Annotated in this window: 15 protein-coding genes and 1 pseudogene; 8 read left to right on the top strand and 8 right to left on the bottom strand. The window is 74.1% G+C overall.

Annotated features, from left to right (window positions below):
- Positions 1–7: 7 nt before the first annotated feature.
- The 4 genes and pseudogenes from OG559_RS20760 to mraZ form a co-directional block, all read right to left on the bottom strand.
- Positions 8–2,221: a peptidoglycan D,D-transpeptidase FtsI family protein gene (locus tag OG559_RS20760; protein ID WP_405106102.1), complete on the bottom strand. Its 2,214-nt coding sequence runs from the start codon at positions 2,219–2,221 to the stop codon at positions 8–10.
- A gap of 3 nt (positions 2,222–2,224) precedes the next feature.
- The gene (locus OG559_RS20755) at positions 2,225–2,827 is read right to left on the bottom strand and encodes a hypothetical protein (RefSeq protein ID WP_405106100.1); all 603 of its coding nucleotides are present in this window, start codon (positions 2,825–2,827) and stop codon (positions 2,225–2,227) included.
- Positions 2,824–3,923: pseudogene (gene rsmH, locus OG559_RS20750) on the bottom strand (16S rRNA (cytosine(1402)-N(4))-methyltransferase RsmH). Before rsmH ends, OG559_RS20755 begins: the two are co-directional and overlap by 4 nt.
- 206 nt (positions 3,924–4,129) lie before the next feature.
- Positions 4,130–4,561 (bottom strand): division/cell wall cluster transcriptional repressor MraZ, encoded by a 432-nt coding sequence (gene mraZ / locus OG559_RS20745; protein ID WP_405106097.1) that lies wholly within the window; start codon positions 4,559–4,561, stop codon positions 4,130–4,132.
- 355 nt (positions 4,562–4,916) lie between these two features.
- On the opposite strand from mraZ, the gene OG559_RS20740 reads away from it, so the two are divergent.
- Genes OG559_RS20740 through OG559_RS20730 form a run of 3 tightly spaced genes read left to right on the top strand, consistent with a single transcriptional unit; the run spans position 4,917 to position 7,556 of the window.
- Positions 4,917–6,164, top strand: coding sequence for a MurT ligase domain-containing protein (locus OG559_RS20740; protein WP_396671457.1), 1,248 nt, complete (start codon positions 4,917–4,919; stop codon positions 6,162–6,164).
- Positions 6,154–6,873, top strand: a complete 720-nt coding sequence (locus OG559_RS20735; protein WP_350884884.1) for a glutamine amidotransferase — start codon at positions 6,154–6,156, stop codon at positions 6,871–6,873. Before OG559_RS20740 ends, OG559_RS20735 begins: the two co-directional genes overlap by 11 nt.
- On the top strand, positions 6,870–7,556 hold the full coding sequence (locus OG559_RS20730) for a TVP38/TMEM64 family protein (RefSeq protein WP_405106095.1): 687 nt from the start codon (positions 6,870–6,872) through the stop codon (positions 7,554–7,556). Before OG559_RS20735 ends, OG559_RS20730 begins: the two co-directional genes overlap by 4 nt.
- A gap of 111 nt (positions 7,557–7,667) precedes the next feature.
- On the opposite strand, the gene OG559_RS20725 is transcribed toward OG559_RS20730, so the two are convergent.
- The gene (locus OG559_RS20725; protein WP_405106093.1) at positions 7,668–8,324 is read right to left on the bottom strand and encodes a response regulator; all 657 of its coding nucleotides are present in this window, start codon (positions 8,322–8,324) and stop codon (positions 7,668–7,670) included.
- On the bottom strand, positions 8,321–9,541 hold the full coding sequence (locus tag OG559_RS20720; protein WP_405106091.1) for a sensor histidine kinase: 1,221 nt from the start codon (positions 9,539–9,541) through the stop codon (positions 8,321–8,323). The genes OG559_RS20725 and OG559_RS20720 overlap by 4 nt, the downstream gene beginning before the upstream one ends.
- A gap of 132 nt (positions 9,542–9,673) precedes the next feature.
- Here OG559_RS20720 and OG559_RS20715 point away from each other — a divergent pair, with 132 nt between their 5' ends.
- On the top strand, positions 9,674–10,588 hold the full coding sequence (locus OG559_RS20715) for an ABC transporter ATP-binding protein (protein WP_405106089.1): 915 nt from the start codon (positions 9,674–9,676) through the stop codon (positions 10,586–10,588).
- Positions 10,585–11,439 (top strand): ABC transporter permease subunit, encoded by an 855-nt coding sequence (locus OG559_RS20710; RefSeq protein WP_405106087.1) that lies wholly within the window; start codon positions 10,585–10,587, stop codon positions 11,437–11,439. The genes OG559_RS20715 and OG559_RS20710 overlap by 4 nt, the downstream gene beginning before the upstream one ends.
- A gap of 181 nt (positions 11,440–11,620) precedes the next feature.
- On the opposite strand, the gene leuS is transcribed toward OG559_RS20710, so the two are convergent.
- Entirely contained in the window at positions 11,621–14,482 is a 2,862-nt protein-coding gene (leuS, locus tag OG559_RS20705; protein ID WP_405106086.1) for a leucine--tRNA ligase, read from the bottom strand.
- A gap of 559 nt (positions 14,483–15,041) precedes the next feature.
- Between leuS and OG559_RS20700 the strand changes: the two genes are divergently transcribed.
- The 3 genes from OG559_RS20700 to OG559_RS20690 all read left to right on the top strand — a co-directional run bounded on the left by OG559_RS20700 (position 15,042) and on the right by OG559_RS20690 (position 19,989).
- The gene (locus OG559_RS20700) at positions 15,042–16,097 is read left to right on the top strand and encodes an AAA family ATPase (protein WP_405106084.1); all 1,056 of its coding nucleotides are present in this window, start codon (positions 15,042–15,044) and stop codon (positions 16,095–16,097) included.
- Between the two features lie 2 nt (positions 16,098–16,099).
- Positions 16,100–17,398 (top strand): DUF58 domain-containing protein, encoded by a 1,299-nt coding sequence (locus OG559_RS20695; protein ID WP_405106082.1) that lies wholly within the window; start codon positions 16,100–16,102, stop codon positions 17,396–17,398.
- 122 nt (positions 17,399–17,520) lie between these two features.
- Positions 17,521–19,989 (top strand): transglutaminaseTgpA domain-containing protein, encoded by a 2,469-nt coding sequence (locus tag OG559_RS20690; protein ID WP_405106080.1) that lies wholly within the window; start codon positions 17,521–17,523, stop codon positions 19,987–19,989.
- Positions 19,990–20,148: 159 nt separating this feature from the next.
- Here OG559_RS20690 and OG559_RS20685 read toward each other — a convergent pair whose 3' ends face one another.
- Positions 20,149–20,544: a DUF3040 domain-containing protein gene (locus tag OG559_RS20685; protein ID WP_117668892.1), complete on the bottom strand. Its 396-nt coding sequence runs from the start codon at positions 20,542–20,544 to the stop codon at positions 20,149–20,151.
- Between the last annotated feature and the right edge of the window lie 36 nt (positions 20,545–20,580).

The raw sequence follows: 20,580 nt of genomic DNA, 5'->3' as shown, positions 1-20,580 counted from the left end.
CACCTGGTCAGCGCGGAAAGACCTCGAACTTGGGCGGCTTTGCCGCCGACGGGGGAACCCGGTACCGGCTGAGCGTGAAGCCCATGATCTCGCGGAAGGCCGGCGCGGCGACCGCCCCGCCGCCGCCCTCCGGGCTCCACACGAAGACCGCCACCACGAACCGCGGGTTGTCCGCCGGGGCCATCCCGATGAACGAGCCGACCTCGCCGGGCTGCTGCTTGCCGTCGACGAAGCGCAGGCCGGTGCCGGTCTTGCCGGCCACCTGGTAGCCGGGCACCGCCGCGGCGAGCCCGGTGGCCCCGTCGACCGTGGTGACCGCCTGGAGCAGGGTGCGCAGCGCCGCCGCGTTCTGCCGGCTGAGCACCGAGCGGGTGACTGGCGCCTTGCCCGGGGTCCGGCTGCCGTCCTTCCCGTTGATCACCGCTTTGATCAGGTGTGGCTGGACGTAGGTGCCGTTGTTGGCGATCGCCCCGTACGCGGCGGCCATCTGCAGCGGCGTGGCGTCGACGCTGTGCCCGATCGGCACCGACCCCTCCGACGACCCGCTCCACGCCTCGGCGGGGAGCAGCCGGCCGCTGGCCTCGCCCGGCATGCCCTCGCCGGTGGGCTGGCCGAGCCCGAAGCGCTTCTGGTAGTCGATGAGCCGGTCCCGGCCGAGCTTGTCGGCGATCTCGATCGTGCCGACGTTCGACGAGTACGCCAGCATCCCGGCGAGGCTCATCTTCTGCCCGTTGGCCGGGTGGGTGTCGCGGAAGACCGTGTCGCCCTTGCGGATGGTGTTGGCGATCGGCAGCGCGGTGTCCGGCGTGACGACGCCCTCCTGGAGCGCCGCGCCGAAGGTGATCGCCTTGTGGATCGAGCCGGGGTCGACCACGAAGCTGGTGGCGGCGTCCTCCCGGTCGGTGGGGTCGCTCTCCTCGTGCTTCGCGGCGTTGTAGGTGGGGTGGCTGGTCTGGGCCAGCACCTCGCCGTTGGGCGCGTCGAGCACGACGACCGCGCCGACGCTGCCCTTGGCCTTGTCCATCTGCTCCTTCAGCACCTGCTGCGCCTTGAACTGGAGGTCCCGCAGGATGGTCAGCTCCAGGGAGCTGCCCGGCTTGGGCGGGGTGGTGCGGCTGTAGCCGCCCGGGATGGGGGCGCCCAGGTCGCCCTGCCCGGCCTCGTACACCCGGCGGCCGATCTCGCCGCGCAGCAGGTCGTCGTAGCGGGCCTCCAGGCCCTCCAGGCCGACCATGTCCTGGCTGGTGAAGCCGAGCAGGTTCGCGGCCAGGTCGCCGCCGGGCACCTCGCGCCGCTCGTCGCGGTGCACGCCGATGCCGGCCAGCTCCAGCGCCATGATCTTCTTGGCGGTGGGGATGTCGACGCCACGCGCCAGGTACTCGAACTGGGAGGCGCTGCCGTTGTCCCGGGTGCGTGGTTTCATCCGCCCGGCCAGTTCGGAGGCGGGCAGGCCGAGCAGGGGTGACAGCGCGCGGGCCGTCGCCGTGCGGTCCTTGACCTTGGTGGGGTCGGCGAAGATGTACCGGGCCTCGACGCTGTTCGCGAGCGGGGCCCCGGTGCGGTCGTAGATGGCGCCCCGGGGGGCGGGCAGGTCGACCCCGGTCAGCCGGTCGGCGAGTCCGCCCCCGGCGTACGCCGGGGTGTCGACGGCCTGGAGGAAGACCAGCCGGATGCCGATGGTGGCGAACAGCACGAGGACGAGCAGGGTGCCCAGGCGCAGCCGGCGCCGGGGGTCGGCCAGCCGGGGCGGCTTACGCGGCTTACGCGACCCGCGCCGGGCGGTGGGCCGCTCCGGGCGGCGCGGGGCGCGCGGGCCGGGCCGGCGGCGCGGCGGGGGTGACGCGTCATCGCCGTCGTCGGCCGGCGCGCGGGCCGGCCTGGCCTGGACGGTCCGGATCACCCCGGAGCGCCCGGCCGGGACGCCCTCCCGCCGGCCCGCGCGGGTCGAGCCGACCCGGCCGCCGTCGAGCACCTGCAACGCCGGTCGGAACGGGTCGCCGCCGGCCCGGGTGCTGCGGGGGGTACGCCGCTGCTCGGCGCCCCCGGCGCCCGGCCGGCCGAGCGCGCCGTCCTCCTCGCGGATGGTCCGTCCCCGGGGGGTGTACGCCCGCGCGTCGGAGATGCCGCCGACGCCGGGCTCGCCCCGACCGCTGGTGGAGCGCGACGAACCGCGCCGGGACCCCGTGGGGTCCCGGCGCGGCTCCTCCGATCTCGGCGGCACCGGTCAGCCTCCCGCGCCCTGCTGGCTGGTGACCGAGGGCTGGCCGTTGGCCGGCTGCGGCACGCCGATGATCCGGCCGTCCGGCAGTCGGATGTACGCCGGCTCCTCGGCCTCGACCATGCCCAGCCGCTTGGCGGCGGCGGTGAGGCTGCCGGGGGCCTCTGCGGCGGCGATCTCCTTCTCCAGCTGCTGCTGGTCCACGTCGAGCTTGGCCTGCTGCTGCTGGAGCCTCTCCAACCGGAAGGAATTCTCGTTGATCTTGGTGTTGACCAGCAGGATGCCGAGCACCCCGCCGACGACCAGCACCAGGATCAGCGCGACGAAGGGCGCCCGCGGCACCGTCACCGGCGGCGGCGGAGCGACCCGCAGCCGTGGCGACGGGGTCGCCGCCGGACTGGTCCGCTCGGCCGGGCGCAGCGCGGCGCTGCCGTTGGTCGGGAACTCGCGCGCCCCCCGGGCGCGAGTCTCCCCCTGCCGGTCGAACCGGCCGGCCCCCGCCGCCGGAACGCCGGTCCGCGTGGTCCGCTGCGCCGCGGTCCGGCCCCCCGACCGCGGTGCGCGCTGCCCAACGCCGGTGTCCCGGCCGTCGCGCTTGTCAACGTTCATCTTCCCTCCCCCTCTTCGTCCGTCCCTGCCCCTCGCCCGACGCCGGCCTCGGATCCGCCGATCCCGCCGACCCCGGTTGGTGCATCGCCCTGACCCGCCGGCGGTACCGTTCGCGGTCGGCCCGCCCCTGCTGCTCCGCCTCCGGGTCGATCCGTTCCGCAGCCCGCAGGCGCACCGATGCGGCGCGCGGGTTCGCGGCGACCTCCTCCTCCCCGGGCAGCTCCGCGCCCCGGCTGAGCAGCCGGAACGTCGGAGCCGAACCGGGAAGTTCGACCGGGAGGTCGACCGGGCCCTTACTGCGGACCCGGTCGGCGAGGGCCGCCTTGGTGAGCCTGTCCTCCAGCGAGTGGTAGGACAGGACCACCATGCGACCACCCACGGTGAGCGTGTCGAGAGCAGTTGGCAGCGCCGTCTCCAGCGCTGCCAACTCCTTGTTTACCTCGATCCGTAAAGCCTGAAACGTTCTCTTGGCCGGGTGTCCGCCCGTCCGTCGGGCTGCTGCCGGGATGCTCTCCCTGACCAGTTCCGCCAGCCGCGCCGACGAGGTGATCCGGGCCCGCTCGCGCTCCCGGAGGATCGCCGAGGCGACCCGCACGGCGAACTTCTCCTCGCCGTACACCCGCAGCACCCGGGCCAGGTCCGGGTGGGGATAGCTGTTGACCACCTCTTCGGCGGTCACCCCCCGGGTCTGGTCCATCCGCATGTCCAGCGGGGCGTCCTGCGCGTAGGCGAACCCGCGGTCGGGCGCGTCCAGCTGGAGCGAGGAGACGCCCAGGTCGAACAGGATGCCGTCGATCGCCGGGTAGCCGAGCCGGTCCAGCACCTCGGGCAGCTCGTCGTAGACGGCGTGCTCCAGGTGGACCCGGTCGGCGAACCTGGCCAGCCGGACCCGCGCGTGGGCGAGGGCCTCGGTGTCCCGGTCCAGCCCGATCAGCACCGTGCGCGGATGCCGTTCCAGCACCGCCTCGGCGTGACCGGCCAGACCCAGCGTGGCGTCGACGTGGATCGTGCGGTCGCCCCTGTCCAGCGCGGGGGCCAGCAACTCGAGACACCGCTCGAGCAGCACAGGCACGTGCGTGCCGCGAAGCTCCCCCATGTCGACCCCCACTTGGATTGAACCGTCCGTTTCTCTTCGCGCCTGCCGTCGCGACGACGCCTCCGTCGTACCGCCAGATCCCCATCCGCTCCCGCCCGCCGGAGGCCGCGGCCCTCCGATGAGATCGTGCGCCTGGCACCGGGGAAGGGGTGCCAGGAACTCGAAAGCGGCTGGAGATCTCGCAGTACGTCGGGCGCCGTCACGCCCTACAGACCGCCCGGCAGCACCCCCTCCTCGATGTCGGCGAAGTCGTCCTCGCTCTCGGAGAGGTAGGCCTCCCAGGCCACCTTGTCCCAGACCTCCACCCGCGTGCTCGCCCCGATCACCACCAGGTCCCGGTCGAGCCCGGCGTACGCCCGCAGGTGGGGCGGGATGGTGACCCGGCCCTGCTTGTCCGGGACCTCGTCGTGCGCGCTGGCGAAGAAGACCCGGCTGTACGCCCGGGCCGCCTTGTGCGTCATGGGTTGCGCGCGCAACTGGTCGGCGATGCGCTGGAACTCGGGCATCGGGAAGACGTAGAGACAGCGATCCTGCCCTTTGGTGATCACGACACCCCCCGCCAGCTCATCCCGGAACTTCGCCGGAAGGATCAACCGGCCCTTGTCGTCCAGGCGCGGAGTGTGGGTGCCGAGAAACACCGGCCCAACCCCCTCGCCCATTCAGCGGCGTTCGCGGCGCCGCTTCCCCCCGGGCCGGTGGGCCCTACCGACCTCACCATTGGGCCCCACTCTACTCCACTTCCCTCCACCTGCAACCAGAATCGCCCGCGCGGCGCGGCGTTTCGGAACGCAAAACCGCACGTCAGAGGGGGTGGAGCGGAGTGGAGGGCCAGAGCGCCCCCACCCGGGCGTCCACTACCCGACATAGATCGACTCCATCCGGTCGAGCGTGCGCTGACCGTCCGCCGGACGCCCCCGGCCGAACGGTTCGCCGTCGGCGGCGATCTGGCGGGGGCGTCGGTCCGGTAACCTCGCTCGCGTGACGGACGCGAAGATGCCCCTGCGGGCGAAGGTGGCCAGCTCGGTGTCGCGGACCGCCGCGGCGCTGTCGAGAGCCGCGGGTCGTGGTGACGGTTCGGTGATCGGCGGGTGGATCGGCCTGAAGATCGACCCGGACCTGCTCGCCCACCTGTCTGCCGGACGTGCCATCGCGCTCGTCTCCGGCACCAACGGCAAGACGACCACCACCCGGCTGGCCGCCGCGGCGGTCGGCGTCCTGGGCCGGGTGGCCACCAACTCCTTCGGCGCCAACATGCCCACCGGCCACACCTCGGCGCTGGCCAAGGCCGGCAGCACCCCGTACGCGGTGCTGGAGGTCGACGAGCACTACCTGGCCCAGGTCCTGGAGGCCACCGAGCCGCACGTGGTGGCGCTGCTCAACCTCTCCCGGGACCAGCTCGACCGGGCCAAGGAGGTCGCCATGATGGCGCAGCTCTGGCGGGCCGCGCTGATCAACCACCCGGACGTGCGGGTGGTGGCGAACGCCGACGATCCGATGGTGGTGTGGGCCGCCACCCCGCCCGGCGACCCGGCCCGCGGCATCCGGCCGCCGCACGTCACCTGGTTCAGCGCCGGCCAGCGCTGGCACGACGACTCGTGGGTCTGCCCCGAATGCGGCCACACCATCCAGCGCTCCGGCGAGCAGTGGTGGTGCAGCGGCTGCCCGCTGCGTCGCCCCGGCCCGCAGTGGACGGTGGAGGACGACGGCGTGCTCGACCCCACCGGGGCCTGGCACAAGGTGACCCTCCAACTCCCCGGCAAGGTCAACGTGGGCAACGCGGCGACCGCCCTGGCCGTCGCCGCCGAGTTCGGCGTACGCCCCGTCGACGCGGTCTCCCGGCTGGGCTCCGTCACCTCGGTCGCCGGCCGCTACGCCCAGGTCGACCGGGACGGGCGCAACATCCGGCTGCTGCTGGCGAAGAACCCGGCGAGCTGGCTGGAGGCGTTCGAGATGGCCGACGTGGCCCCGACGCTGCTGTCCATCAACGCCCGGGACCCCGACGGGATGGACACCTCCTGGCTGTTCGACGTCGACTTCGCCCCGTTGCGCGGCCGGCAGGTGCTGATCACCGGCGACCGGGCGTACGACCTGGCGGTCCGCCTCGACGTCAACGGGGTGCCGTTCCAGCACATCCGGACGTTCGCCGAGGCGGTCCGGGCCGTGCCACCCGGCCGCCTGGAGGTCATCGCCAACTACACCGCCTTCCAGGACATCCGAGCGGAGCTGGACCGTGTCAACTGAGAGCCTGCGTATCGTCTGGATCTACCCCGACCTGCTGTCCACCTACGGCGACCGGGGCAACATGCTGATCCTGGCCCGCCGGGCGCAGCAACGCGGGATGCCGGTGGAGGTGCTGGAGGTCCGCTCCGACCAGCGGCTGCCCGCCACCGCCGACATCTACCTCATCGGCGGCGGCGAGGACGGCCCACAGGCGCTCGGCGCGCAGCGGCTGCGGGCCGACGGCGGCCTGCACCGGGCCGCCGCCCAGGGGTCGGTGGTGTTCGGCGTCTGCGCCGGCTACCAGCTCCTCGGCACCTCGTTCTTCGCCAAGGGCGTCCAGTGCACCGGGCTGGAGCTGCTCGACCTCTCCTCCGACCGGGGCCCGAGCCGCGCCGTCGGCGAGCTGGCCGGCGACATCGACCCCCGGCTCGGCGTGCCGGCGCTCACCGGCTTCGAGAACCACGGCGGCCGGACCCACCTCGGCCCGGGGGTGTCCCCGTTGGCCCGGGTGACCGCCGGGGTCGGCAACGACGGCGCCACGGAAGGCGCGTGGCGGGGCAAGTTGCTCGGCACGTACTCGCACGGCCCCGCCCTGGCCCGCAACCCCGCCCTGGCCGACCTGCTGCTGCGCTGGGCGACCGGCGCGCACCAGCTCCCGCCGCTGGACGACACCTGGGCCGACCGGCTCCGCGCCGAGCGCCGCGCCGCCGTGGCCGCCGCCCGGGCATGATCCAGGCGGCCCGGCGGCTGCTCCGGCAGCCGTCGGCCGTCCGATTCGCGCTGCTGCTGCTCCTGCTCGCCGCCTTCGGGGCGGCCCTGCTCGTCGTCCCCCTGCCCGAGGCGGAGGAGTTTCCCGGGCTGGCCGACCGGCTGGGCGGGCTCGCCCCCGTGGCGGCGGTCGGCGGCGGGGCGCTGTTGCTGGTCGCGCTGGTCCCCCGGACCTTCATCACGCTCGCCTCGGGGGCGATCTTCGGCGCGCTGGAGGGCGCCGCGTACGCGCTGGGCGCCGCGCTGCTCGCGGCGGCGCTGGGCTTCACGGTCGGCCGCCTCCTCGGCCGGGAGTTCGTCGCCGACCGGGTACGCGGCCGGCTGGCCCGCCTCGACGGCTGGTTCGCCCGGCAGAGCGTCCTCGGTGTGATCACCGTACGGCTGCTGCCGATCGCCGGGTTCGGGCTGGTCAGCTACGGGTACGGCACCACGGGCGCCCGGGTGCTGCCGTTCCTGGCCGGCAGCGTCCTCGCCTCCGCCCCCACCGCCTTCGGCTACGCGGCGCTCGGCGCGGCGGCCACCTCCCCGGGCGACGTCAACTGGTACGCCGCCGCCCCCGCCGGCCTCGGCCTGATCGCTAGCGCGGTGTTGATCCACCGCTGGTGGCACGCCGAACGCCGCCGCCACGCGCCACCACCCCCCTGACCCACAGGCAGGCTCCACGCACTTTCACGGAAAGAGTGGCCTCCCGGCGCGGAATGGCCACTCTTTCCGTGAAAGTGCCGCAGCTGGGGCGGGGCGGGGCGGGGGCGGGGGTCAGTTGGTCGGGGACGCCAGCCCCGCCTCGTAGGCCGCGATGACGAGGTGCACCCGGTCGCGGGCGCCGAGCTTGGTGAACAACCTGGCTACGTGCGCCTTGGCGGTGGCCACGCTGATCACCAGCTCGGCCGCGATCTCACCGTTGGACAGGCCCCGGCCGACGAGGGTCAGCACCTCGCGCTCCCGTTCGGTGACGCCGTCGAGGGACCGGGTCGGGGTGACCGGGGTGGGCCGGCGGGCGAACTCGGCGATGAGCCGGCGGGTGACCCCGGGAGCGATCAGCGCGTCCCCGGCGGCGACCACCCGGACCGCGCCGAGGATGTCGTCCAACGCCATGTCCTTGACCAGGAACCCGCTCGCGCCGGCGCGCAGCGCGGCGTGCACGTGCTCGTCGTCGTCGAAGGTGGTGAGCACGAGCACGCGGGTCGCGCCGCCGTGCGCCGCGATCGCCCGGGTGGCCTGGATGCCGTCCATGCCGGGCATCCGCAGGTCCATCAGCACCACGTCCGGCACGACCTCGCGGGCCAGCCGCACCGCCTCGGCCCCCGTGGCCGCCTCGCCGACGACGTCGATGTCGGGGGCGTCGGCGATGAGCACCCGCAGGCCGGCGCGGATCAGTGGCTGGTCGTCGACGAGCAGCACCCGGACGGTCACCGGTCCGGAGTCCCGGCCCGCGATCCGACCGGCTCCTCGGCCACCGGTGGCACCGGCAGCCACGCCGCCACCCGGAAGCCGCCCTCCGGGCGCGGCCCGACGTGGAACCGGCCGCCGGCCAGGGCGACCCGCTCGCGCATGCCGACGAGCCCGTGCCCCGCACCGCCCACCGCGCCGCCCCGGCCGTCGTCGACGACCTCCACCGCCACCTCGTCGGGGCCCTGCGTGACGGTGACCCGGCACCGGTCGGTGCCCGCGTGGCGTACCACGTTGGTGAGCGCCTCCTGGACGATCCGGAACGCGGCGAGGTCGAGGTCGGCCGGGACGGGCCGCCGCTCGCCGCACTGCCGCAACTCCACCCGCACCCCGGCGTCGGCGGCGGCCGAGACCAGCCGGTCGAGGTCGTCCAGCCCGGGCGTCGGATCCAACGACGCCGACTCCGACTGGGGGCGACGCAGCGCGCCGAGCGTACGCCGCAGGCCGGCCAGGGTGTCGCGGCTGGTCGCCTCGATGGTGGCCAGCGCGGCGCGGGCCTGCGCCGGCTGGGTGTCGATGACCCGGGCCCCCACGCCGGCCTGGATGGCGATCACCCCGATGCTGTGGGCGACCATGTCGTGCAGCTCGCGGGCGATGCGCAGCCGCTCGGCGGTGACCGCCTCGGAAGCGGTGTGCGCCCGGACGGCCTCTGCGTAGCCGCGCCGGGCCCGTACGGAGTTGCCGACCGTCCACGCGGTGACGACCGCCAGCACGGAGAGCGTGGCCCGGCTGAGGGGGTCGCTGGCGAGGTTCACGAAGCCCGCGGCGATCTGCACGGCGAGCGCCCCGACGGCCACCGGCACCGAGACGCGGCGGGACCGGCTCGCCGCGATCAGCCCCACCACCAGGTCGATCGCCAGGAACTGCGTGTACCAGATGTCGGTCAGGTAGCCGTTCTCCGGGCCGCCGACGACCACGGTGACCACGCACGCCGCGAGGAGCATCAGCGCCAGGGCGAGCACCGGCCGGCGTCGCAGCAGGCCGGCGGGCAACCCCACGGCCAGCAGTGGCACCAGGTAGCGCTCCGGAATCCACCAGTCGCCGAACCCCACCCCGCCCCGGCTCGACGCCATCGGCGGGGCGAGGAGCAGTGCGACCGGCAGCAGCGCGACGCCGGCCCAGGGCAGGACCGCCCGCGCCAGCGACGAGGCGCGGCGCGACAACGGCACGGTCGGGTCCATGCGCCCACGGTAGTCAGCCGACCGCCGCCCGGGCATCGGCCCACGGGCGTACGCCCCGGGGCGCAGGCCCGGCCGCCCGTTGTGGCCGTCGGGGCGACGCTGCGCCGGCCGCCGCCCGGCAGCGTGGGGCAGGTGATCGAACTTCGAGCCCTGACGAGACGGTACGGCCGCACGACGGCCGTCGACGACCTCACCCTGACCGTGCGTCCCGGCCACGTCACCGGCTTCCTCGGGCCCAACGGGGCCGGCAAGTCCACCACGCTGCGGATGATCCTCGGGCTCACCGCGCCGACCAGCGGCACCGTCACCGTCGACGGGGTCCGGTTCGCCGACCGGCCGCGCGGGCTGCGCCACGCCGGCGCGCTGCTCGACGCCGGTGACGTGCACGGTGGACGGAGCGCCGCGGCCCACCTGTCGGCCCTGGCCCGCGGCAACGGCATCGCGCGCGGCCGGGTCGACGAGGTGCTGCGGGACGTGGGGCTGGCCGGCGTCGCCCGGCGGCGGATCGGCGGCTTCTCGCTCGGCATGCGGCAGCGGCTCGGCATCGCCGCCGCGCTGCTCGGTGACCCGCCCGTGCTGCTCTTCGACGAGCCGTTCAACGGCCTCGACCCGGAGGGGGTGCGCTGGGTGCGGGACCTGTTCCGGCGGCTGGCGGCGCAGGGGCGCACGGTCTTCGTCTCCAGCCACCTGATGACCGAGATGGAGCACTGCGCCGACCGGCTCGTGGTGATCGGCCGGGGGCGGCTCATCGCCGAGCAGAGCCTCGCCGAGTTCGCCGCCCGGAGCACCCGGGCCAGCGTGTCCGTCCGTACGCCCGACCCGACGACGCTGGCCGCCGTGCTGGAAGCCGAGGGTGCGGACGTCCTCCCGGCCGACGCCGGGGCGCTCCTCGTGACCGGCCTGACGGCCGCCCGGATCGGCGACCTCGCGCTCGCCCACGGCATCGGGCTGCACGAACTCGCCACCCGCACCGCCTCGCTGGAGGAGGCCTTCATGGAACTCACCGCCGACAGCGTCGAGTACCTCGCCGGGGAGGCGACCCGATGACCGCCGTGACCGAACCGACCCGCCGACCGACCGTGAGCGAGACGCCGGCCCGGTTCCGCGACCTGCTGGCCGCCGAATGGATCAAACTGTGGTCGCTACGGTCGACCCGCTGGACGCTGCCGCTGGTCTTCCTGTTCGTGGTCGGGGTCGCCGTCAACGCCAGCCTCGCCGACCACCGGAACTGGCCGAGGTACACCGAGGGGCGCCGGGAGATGTTCCACCTGTACGGGCCGGTGCGCGACGCCTTCCCGGAGGCCGGCTATCTGCTGCTGATCCTCGCCTCGGCCACCATCGGCGCCCTGACTGTCGTCGGCGAGTACCAGAGCGGGCTGATCCGGGCCACGTTCGCCGCGGTGCCCGCCCGGCGGGCGGTGGTCGCGGCGAAGGCCGCCGTGCTGGCCGGGGTCATGCTCTCCTTCGGCGCGGTCACCGCGTCGACCTCGTTCTGGGCGTCCCAGGCGATCCTCGCCGACCGGAACGCCGGCTGGTCGATCGGCGAGCCGGGGGTGCTGCGCGCCGTCGTGGCGAGCGCCGTGCTGGTGCCCGTGTGCGCGCTGGTCGGGATGGGTCTGGGCGCGCTCACCCGGCACGCCGCCGGGGCCGTGGCCGCCGCCACGGCGGTGCTCGTGCTGGTGCCGATGGTGGTGGACAGCGACGAGCACCGGTGGATCGCCGAGCTGTACAACGCCCTGCCCCTCACCGCCTGGCTGCGCCTGATCGAGGTGCACCCCGACGTCATCAGCCGGGACCCGTACCCGGCCACCATCACCGGCTCCTGGCTGACCCTCGCCGCCTGGTCCCTGGCCGCGACGCTGGCGGCGATCACTCTCATCCAGCGCCGCGACCCGTAACCCCCGCCCGCCTGCCCTTCCCCCGCCCTTGCCCGCCCCGCCCCGCCCCGCCCCGCACAAATTCACGGAAAGAGTGGCATCCACGCATGGAATGACCACTCTTTCCGTGAATTTGTCGCCCCGCTCCCGCGACGGCGGGGCGGGGCGGGGCGGGGGCGGGGCGGGGGCGGCGGGGAGGGGGTCAGGCGACGACGGAGACCATGCGGCCCTTGATGACGATGACCTTGCGGGGTTCCTTGCCGGCCAGGGCGGACGCGACCGCCTCCAGGGCCGCCGACCGCACGTCGTCCTCGGACGCGTCGGCGGGGACCTCGACGCGGCCACGGACCTTGCCGTTGATCTGCACCGGGTACGTCACCGTCTCGGCGACCAGCAGCGCCGGGTCGGCGACCGGGAAGTCCGCGTACGCCAGCGAGGCGTCGTGGCCCAGCCCGCGCCACAGCTCCTCGGCGACGTGCGGGGCGAACGGGGCCAGCATCAGCACCAGCGGCTCGGCCACCTCGCGGGGGGTCACCGGCAGCCGGGTCAGCGCGTTGGTCAGCTCGATCAGCTTGGCGATCGCGGTGTTGAACCGGATTCCCTCCATGTCGCCGCGTACCCCGTCGATCACCTTGTGCAGCAGCCGCCGGGTGGCCTCGTCGGCCGGGGCGTCGGTGATCCGCAGCGCGCCGGTCTGCTCGTCGACGACGGCCCGCCAGACCCGCTGCAGGAACCGGTACGACCCGACGACCGCCCGGGTCTCCCACGGGCGGGACACCTCCAGCGGGCCCATCGACATCTCGTACAAACGGAAGGTGTCCGCGCCGTACGCGGCGCACATGTCGTCGGGGGTGACCACGTTCTTCAGCGACTTGCCCATCTTGCCGTACTCGCGGCGCACCTCCTCGTCGCCCAGGAACCAGGCGCCGTCGCGCTCGACGACCTCCTCGGCCTGCACGTAGGAGCCCCGGGGGTCGACGTACGCGTACGCCTGGATCATGCCCTGGTTGAACAGCTTGCGGTACGGCTCGAACGACGAGACGTGGCCCAGGTCGTACAGCACCTTGTGCCAGAGGCGCGCGTACAGCAGGTGCAGCACGGCGTGCTCGGAGCCACCGACGTACAGGTCGGTGCCCCCGCAGTCGCCCTCGGCGCGCGGACCCATCCAGTACCGCTCGTTCTCGGCGTCGACGAACCGGTCGACGTTGGTCGGGTCCAGGTAGCGCAGCTCGTACCAGCAGGAGCCGGCCCACTGCGGCATCACGTTGGTCTCCCGGGTGTACCGCTTCGGCCCGTCGCCCAGGTCCAGCTCCACCTCGACCCAGTCGCGCCGGCGCGACAGCGGGGTCTCCGGGTTGCTGGCGGCGTCGTCGGGGGCGAACGTCTTCGGGGAGAAGTCGTCCACCTCGGGCAGCTCGACCGGCAGCATCTCCTCCGGCAGCGCGATGGTCGCCCCGGTCTCGTCGTACACAATGGGGAACGGCTCGCCCCAGTAGCGCTGCCGGGAGAACAGCCAGTCGCGCAGCCGGTAGGTGACCGCGCCGGTGCCGTGCCCCTCGGCCTCCAGCCAGGCGATGATCGCCGCCTTGGCGTCGGCGACCCCCAGGCCGTTCAGGTCCAGGCCGCGCTCGGGCACGGCGCTGTTGATCGCCGGGCCGTCCCCGGTGTACGCCTTGCCGTCGAAGCCGTCGGCCGGCTGCACGGTGCGCACGATCGGCAGGTCGAAGACCTCGGCGAACGCCCAGTCCCGCTCGTCCTGCGCGGGCACCGCCATGATCGCGCCGGTGCCGTAGCCGGCCAGCACGTAGTCGGCGATGAAGATCGGGACCTGCCCGCCGGTGACCGGGTTCGTGGCGTACGCGCCGACGAAGACGCCGGTCTTCTCCTTCGTGTCGGACTGCCGCTCCACCTCCGTCTTGGCCGCCGCCGCCTTCCGGTACGCCTCGACGGCCGCCCGGGGGCCGGTGTGCCCGCCGGTCCAGGCGTCCTTCGTGCCCTCCGGCCAGGCCGCCGGCACCAGCGCGTCGACCAGCTCGTGCTCGGGGGCCAGCACCATGTAGGTGGCCCCGAAGACGGTGTCGGGCCGGGTGGTGAAAACTCTGACCCGGGCTTCGCCCGCGAAACCGGAATCAGTGGGCACGACCGGGAAATCGATGTGCGCCCCTTGCGACCGGCCGATCCAGTTGCGCTGCATCAGCTTGATCGACTCGGGCCAGTCCAGCGTGTCCAGGTCGTCCAGCAGCCGGTCGCCGTACGCGGTGATCCGCATCTTCCACTGCTTCAGGTTCCGCTTGAACACCGGGAAGTTGCCCCGGTCCGAGCGCCCGTCGGCGGTGACCTCCTCGTTGGCCAGCACGGTGCCCAGCCCTGGGCACCAGTTCACCGGCGCTTCCGAGACGTACGCCAGCCGGCGGTCGTCGACGATCCTCCGCCGCTCGGCGACGGTCAGCTCCGCCCAGGGGCGGCCGTCCGGGGTGGGCCGGGTGCCGCCGGCGAACTCGGCGATAAGCTCGGCGACCGGGCGGGCCTTCTTCGCGTCCTGGTCGTACCAGGAGTTGAAGACCTGCAGGAAGATCCACTGGGTCCAGCGGTAGAAGTCGGTGTCGAAGGTAGCCACCGAGCGGCGGTCGTCGTGGGCCATTCCCAGCCGGCGCAGCTGCTCCTTGTACCGGGCGATGTTCGCCACGGTGGTGGTGCGCGGGTGGGTGCCGGTCTGCACCGCGTACTGCTCGGCGGGCAGCCCGAACGCGTCGAAGCCCATCGCGTGCAGCACGTTACGCCCGGCCATCCGCTGGTAGCGGGCGAAGCAGTCGGTGCCGATGTACCCCAGCGGGTGCCCGACGTGCAGGCCCGCCCCCGACGGGTACGGGAACATGTCCAGCACGTACAGCTTCTCCGCGCCGGCCCGCGGGTGGTCGGGGTCGGCCAGCGGACCGGTCGGGTTCGGGGCGTGGAAGGTGCCCTCCCGCTCCCAGGTGTCCTGCCAGCGCCGCTCGATCTCGTCGGCCAGGGCCGCGGTGTACCGGTACGGGGGGATGTCGCCCGTTGGTGCTGCCTCACTCATGGTGTCTCCTCGCTTCGCTCGTCGCCGCCGGCCATCCCTCGGCCGTGCTGGGTGCTGACCTCGCTCGGCGCGGTCATGTCGTCATGGGGAGTGCTCCGCCGCCGCGCGGCGGCGGGAACCCGTTGCCGCCCGTCGCCGGAGCGGGCCCGACCGGCGGAGGGCACAAAAAAGCCCCCCGCGCAGGAGGGGCCGCCGTGCTGTCGCGCGTCAGCGCATCAGCACGGCCCGGTAAGAAGCAGGAAGACTCCGGCCATGTCGAGCAGTGTACCCCGCGGGCCGGGCGCGCGTCGCCCGCCTCGGGGAGGCGGAGCGCCGGCGCGGCCCCTCCACCGACGGTGCGGACTCTGCTTCCCCCCGTCCGAACTCCCCCCGTCCGGCGAATATTCGGGGTGTAACCGGCCGAGTTCCTGCAGGAGTCGGCGATCACGACAAACATGGTTAGCCTGAGGGGCCTGTGAGATTTCTGCGGCAGACGAGAAGATTTGTTCCCGCTGCGAACCCGACGGCGGGTCCAGGTGCTCTGTACAGAGCTGCCGTTCCGGCGACGAGGAGGAGGCCCGTGACACAACAGACCTGGGACGAGGTGGGCGGTCTGCTGCCGCACGACGAGTTCCGCGCCGCCAGCGAGGCCATCGTGGCCAACATCGAGCAGGTCATCGAGGGCAAGACCGCCACGATCCGGCTCGCCCTCGCCGTCCTGCTCGCCGAGGGCCACCTCCTCATCGAGGACGTCCCAGGCGTCGGCAAGACCAAGCTGGCGAAGGCCCTCGCCCGGTCGATCGACTGCTCCGTGCGCCGCATCCAGTTCACGCCGGACCTGCTGCCCAGCGACGTCACCGGGGTGAGCGTCTACAACCAGGAGACCCACGACTTCGAGTTCCGACCCGGGGCGGTCTTCGCCAACCTGGTCGTCGGCGACGAGATCAACCGCGCCTCGCCGAAGACCCAGTCCGCGCTGCTGGAGTGCATGGAGGAGCGACAGGTCACCGTCGACGGGGTCACCTACCAGTTGCAGACCCCGTTCATGGTGATCGCCACCCAGAACCCGATCGAGATGGAGGGGACGTACCCGCTGCCCGAGGCGCAGCGGGACCGGTTCGCCGCCCGGATCGCCATGGGATACCCGGACCCCGCGGCCGAGCTGGCCATGCTGGACGGGCACGGCGCGGCCGACCCGCTCCAGGAGCTGGGGGCCGTCTCCGACGCCGACACGGTCCGCCGGCTGATCGCCACGGTCCGCGAGGTGCACGTCGCCGACGCGGTGAAGCAGTACGCCGTCGACCTGGTCACCGCCACCCGGGAGGCCCCCGACCTGCGACTGGGCGCGTCCCCCCGGGCCACTCTCCAGCTCCTGCGCACCGCCCGGGCCGTCGCCGCCCTGGAGGGCCGCGACTACGTCCTGCCCGACGACCTCCAGGCGCTCGCGGTGCCGGTGCTCGCCCACCGGATCATCCCGACCGCCGACGCCCAGCTCGCCCGGCGCACCACCGACGCGATCGTGTCCGAGCTGGTGCACCGGCTCCCGCTGCCGCACGACCGCCAGCGCTCCCCGTACGACAACCGGCCCACCGGCGAGGGCAACGGCCGAGCGACGTACGAGCCCCGGAGGCGGTGACCGTGCGCGAAGGGCTCCGGGGCCTGACCACCCGCGGCCGTTCCTTCCTGGCCGCCGCGCTGGCCGCTGGCGTCTCCGCCGCCATCCTCGGCGAGAAGGACCTGCTGCGGGTGGCGGTGCTGCTGGCCGCTCTGCCGCTGCTCGCCGCCGCGTACGTCGGGCGCAGCCGGTACAAGCTGGCCGGCAACCGGTCCCTGGAACCGCACCGGGTGCCGGTCGGGGCCAGCTCCCGGGTGGTGCTGCGGTTGCAGAACATGTCCCGGCTGCCCACCGGCACGCTGCTGCTGGAGGACCGGCTGCCGTACGCGCTGGGCAGCCGGCCCCGGGTGGTGCTGGAGCGGCTCGGCGCGCACCAGGCCAGCTCTGTGGCGTACACCGTCCGCGCGGACGTGCGCGGCCGGTACGGGCTGGGCCCCCTGGTGGTCCGGTTGACCGACCCGTTCGGGCTGTGCGAGCTGAGCCGGGCCTTCCCCGGCACCGACCACCTCACGGTGATCCCGCAGGTCACGGCCCTGCCCTCGGTCCGGCTCCCCGGCGAGTACGCGGGCAGCGGCGACAGCCGGGCCCGCTCGGTGGCGGTGCACGGCGAGGACGACGCGGCGACCCGGGAGTACCGGGTGGGCGACGACCTGCGCCGGGTGCACTGGAAGTCGACCGCCCGCACCGGGGAGCTGATGGTCCGCCGCGAGGAGCAGCCCTGGGAGAGCCGGGCCACCGTCGTCCTGGACACCCGGGGGTACGGCCACCGCGGCGACGGGCCGACGGCGAGCTTCGAGTGGACCGTGTCCGCGGCGGCCAGCATCGCCGTGCACCTGCGCCAGGCCGGGTACAAGCTGCGTCTGGTCACCGGCGGCGGCGCGGACGTCGACGCGACCGAGGGCGCCGGGGACGGGGTGCTCCTCGACCACCTCGCCGAGGTTCGGCTCGACGGGCGCGGCGAGATCACCACGCTGGTGCAGCGGGTCCGGCAGCGCTCCGACGGCGGCCTGATCATCGCGCTGTTCGGCTCGCTGAGCACCGCCGAGGCCGAGCTGCTCGCCGGGCTGCGCGGCAACGGCGCCACCTGTGTCGGCTTCCTGCTGAACAGTTCCACCTGGCTGAACCTGCCGGACCGGGCCCGGGCCGAGGCCGACCACGCGCACGGCGCCGCCGCGCTCGCCCTGGTGCGCAACGGGTGGCGGGTGATCGGGGTCGACCACGGGGCCCGGCTGCCCGCGCTCTGGCCGCAGGCCGGCCGGGGCTCGCAGGGATTCGCCCTACGGGCGGCGCTGGCCGAGACGGTCGCGGGTGGCGTGAAGTGACGTTCGGGCCAGGGCGGCGGACCGACGCTCCGGCTCGGGCGTGAGGTGACGCTCCCCTCCCCGGGTGGAGCACGCGAGGGGCCCGGCACGCCGGGCATGACACACACCGGAAGGGTGGTCCCGTGACCGCGACCCGCAACCTCGGCTTCGTGGCCGCCGGCGCGACCCTGCTCTCGGCGGCCCCGCTGTCGGCCATCTTCGAACGCTGGACCTGGCTCATCCAGGCCGCCATCGCGGTCGCGGTGGTGGCCGGCGTGGCGGCGTTGACCCGGCTGGTCCGGGCGCCGCTGTGGGGGCAGGTCCTGGGCATGCTCGCCGGGCTGGTACTCGCGCTGACCTGGCTCTTCCCCAGCGGCGGGGAGCTGGTGGCGTTCCTGCCCACCCCGGCCACCTTCGCCCACTTCGGCGAGTTGCTCGGGGCGTCCGCGCAGGACATGCGCTCGTACGGGGTCAAGGTGCCCGACACCGACCCGCTGCTGTTCATCAGCGTGCTCGGCATCGGCGGGGTGGCGATGGTGGTGGACGTGCTCGCCGTCGGGCTGCGCCGCCCGGCGCTGGCCGGCCTGCCGATGCTCGCCATCTACTCGGTGCCGGTCGCGGTGTACATCGACAGCGTCCCCGCCGTGCCGTTCATGGTCGGCGCCGCCGGGTACCTCTGGCTGTTGGTCGCCGACAACGTCGACCGGGTACGCCGGTTCGGCCGCCGGTTCACCGGTGACGGCCGGGACGTCGACGTGTGGGAGTCGTCCCCGCTGGCCGCCGCCGGCCGCAGGCTGGCCGTGGTGGGGGTCGCGCTGGCTGTGGTGCTGCCGCTGGCCGTGCCGGGGATGACCGGCGGGCTGCTCGACGCCCTCAGCTCCGGGACGGGCAACGGCACCGGACGCGCCGGCCAGGGCGGCAGCCCGGGCAAGGTCGACCTGTTCGCCGCGCTGAGCGGCGAGCTCAACCAGTCCGAGGTCGTCGAGATGGTGAAGGTGACCACCACCGAGCCGAGCCCGTTCTACCTGCGCTTCGGCGTCGCGGACAGGCTCCGGGCGGACGGCTTCCGGGAGAGCGACCCGAACGGACGGCCGGTGAACCGGGGGCTGCCCGACCCGACCCGGGCCGGGGAGGGCGTCGAGCAGCAGGAGTACCGGGCCACCGTCGAGGTGACGAAGAACTTCCCCATGCCCCTGCTGCCGGTCTACGGCGAGCCGGTGCGGACCGAGGAACTGGGCGGCAACTGGCTGTACGACCCGGCCCTGCAGCTGATCTTCTCCAAGCGGGACAACGCCCGCGACAAGCGCTACTCCTTCGACTACGTCCGGTCGACGTACAGCCCGGCGGCACTGCGCCGCGCCCCCTCGCTGCCGGCCGACCATCCCGTCCGGGTCCAGCAGACCGAGACCCCGCCGGTGTCGCAGGTGGACACCCTGGTCTCGGACCTCGTCCGGGGCAAGCGCACCGACTACGACAAGGTGCGGGCGATCTACGACTACTTCTCCTCGGACAACGGCTTCACCTACAGCCTGACCACCAAGGGCGGCACCAACGGGCAGGACATCGTCGACTTCCTCAACAACAAGGCCGGCTTCTGCCAGCAGTACGCGGCGTCGATGGCGTGGCTGGTCCGAGCGGCCGGCATCCCGGCCCGGGTGGCGTTCGGCTTCACCAACGGCACCGGCCGCACCGGCGAGGGGTACGTGCTGACCAACCGGAACCTGCACGCCTGGACGGAGGTCTACTTCGACGGGATGGGCTGGGTGCCCTTCGACGCCACCCCGGCGTACGGAGTGCAGGGCTCAGCCCGCTCGGCGTGGGCCCCGGACACCGACGCCCCGGAGTCCGTCACCCCCGAATCCGGCGCTCCGAGCGCCCCGGGCGACGACGGCCCCTCCTCGGAGGCCGCCGGCCCGGACGCCGCCGACCGGGACACCGACGCGGGGCTGGCCGTCGGGGCCGGCGACCCCACCCGGCAGGCACCCGCCTGGCTCTGGTGGACGGCGGGTCTACTCGCCCTGCTCGTCCTGCTCGCGGTGCCGGCACTGCGCCGGGCTGCGCTGCGTCGACGCCGGGGAACCCGGGTGGCGGCGGCCCCGAAGGCGACCATGGTGGACGCCGGCACCGGCCGGGACGGGGTCGAACGGGCGATCGTGGTCGGGGTGGACCCCGCCCGGGCCCGGGCAAAAGCGCACGCGGCCTGGGACGAGCTGCTCGACACCCTGGTCGACTACCGGGTCCGGGTGGACCGGACGGAGACCCCCCGGGCGACGGCCGAGCGGCTGGCCACCGACGCGCTGACCGAGGACGCCTCCGCCGCCGCGGCGGCGCGGCTGCTCGGGCGCGCCGAGGAGCGGGCCCGCTACGCCCGGGACCCGCTCGCCGGCGAGGAGCTGACCCCGGCCCTGCGCAGCGTCCGCGGCGTGCTCGCCGCCCGGGCCGACCGGCGGACCAGGCTGCTGGCCGCCGCGCTGCCCCCGTCGGTGCTGCTGCGCTGGCGGACGGCGGTGAGCGACACGTCCTCGCGGGTGGTGGCCACCACCGGCGACGCCCGGTACCGGCTGCTGCGCTGGAACCCCCGGCGGCTGTTGGCCAACCGCACCAGCCGCTGACCCCGCCGGGGAGCACGAGGCGTGGGGTAAGCACGAGGCGTGGAGAAGCCCGGGTTGTGTGCCGGCCGCGGGCGTGGAACGCCGGCCCGTCGTCGGACGGGCCGGAGTCGGCGCGGCCCCGCCGGGTCGGCGGGACCGGGGATCAGTGGAGGGGCCGGGTCAGCGGTGCCCCTCCGGGCGCTGCCGCCACCGGTCCTCCATCCGGTCCAGGAACGACGACCGCCGGCCTGACCGCCCACGCGGACGGCGCCGACTCGTCGTCCCGCCGACCACGTGCAGGTCGGGGGACTGCGCCCGCCGGTGCGACTGCACCGCGTACGCCGCTGAGCCCAGCATGACGACGAAACCCGCCACCGCGAGCGGTGGAGTCTTGATCACCGCACCGTAGACCAGCAGGGCCAGCCCAACGATGATCGCGCCGGCAGCGACGAGCAGGCGACGCCGCGCATGGAAGCGCGGATCGCTGGCACGCACGGCCGAGGCGAATTTGGGGTCCTCGGCAAGCGACCGCTCGATCTGCTCGAACAGCCGCTGCTCGTGCTCCGAGAGCGGCACGGCACTCCTCCCCGGTCACGTGGGTCGGCCCGGGCG

Origin of the sequence: Micromonospora sp. NBC_01405 (genome assembly GCF_045040155.1) — a bacterium.
Taxonomy (GTDB): Bacteria; Actinomycetota; Actinomycetes; order Mycobacteriales; family Micromonosporaceae; genus Micromonospora.
This window is presented reverse-complemented; position numbering and strand designations above follow the sequence as displayed.

Excerpts from the sequence above, each read along its gene's own strand:
- OG559_RS20755 (WP_405106100.1), bottom strand. The coding sequence starts at position 2,827 with ATGAACGTTGACAAGCGCGACGGCCGGGACACCGGCGTTGGGCAGCGC.
- OG559_RS20740 (WP_396671457.1), top strand. The coding sequence starts at position 4,917 with ATGCCCCTGCGGGCGAAGGTGGCCAGCTCGGTGTCGCGGACCGCCGCG.
- OG559_RS20730 (WP_405106095.1), top strand. The coding sequence starts at position 6,870 with ATGATCCAGGCGGCCCGGCGGCTGCTCCGGCAGCCGTCGGCCGTCCGA.
- OG559_RS20720 (WP_405106091.1), bottom strand. The coding sequence starts at position 9,541 with ATGGACCCGACCGTGCCGTTGTCGCGCCGCGCCTCGTCGCTGGCGCGG.
- OG559_RS20710 (WP_405106087.1), top strand. The coding sequence starts at position 10,585 with ATGACCGCCGTGACCGAACCGACCCGCCGACCGACCGTGAGCGAGACG.
- leuS (WP_405106086.1), bottom strand. The coding sequence starts at position 14,482 with ATGAGTGAGGCAGCACCAACGGGCGACATCCCCCCGTACCGGTACACC.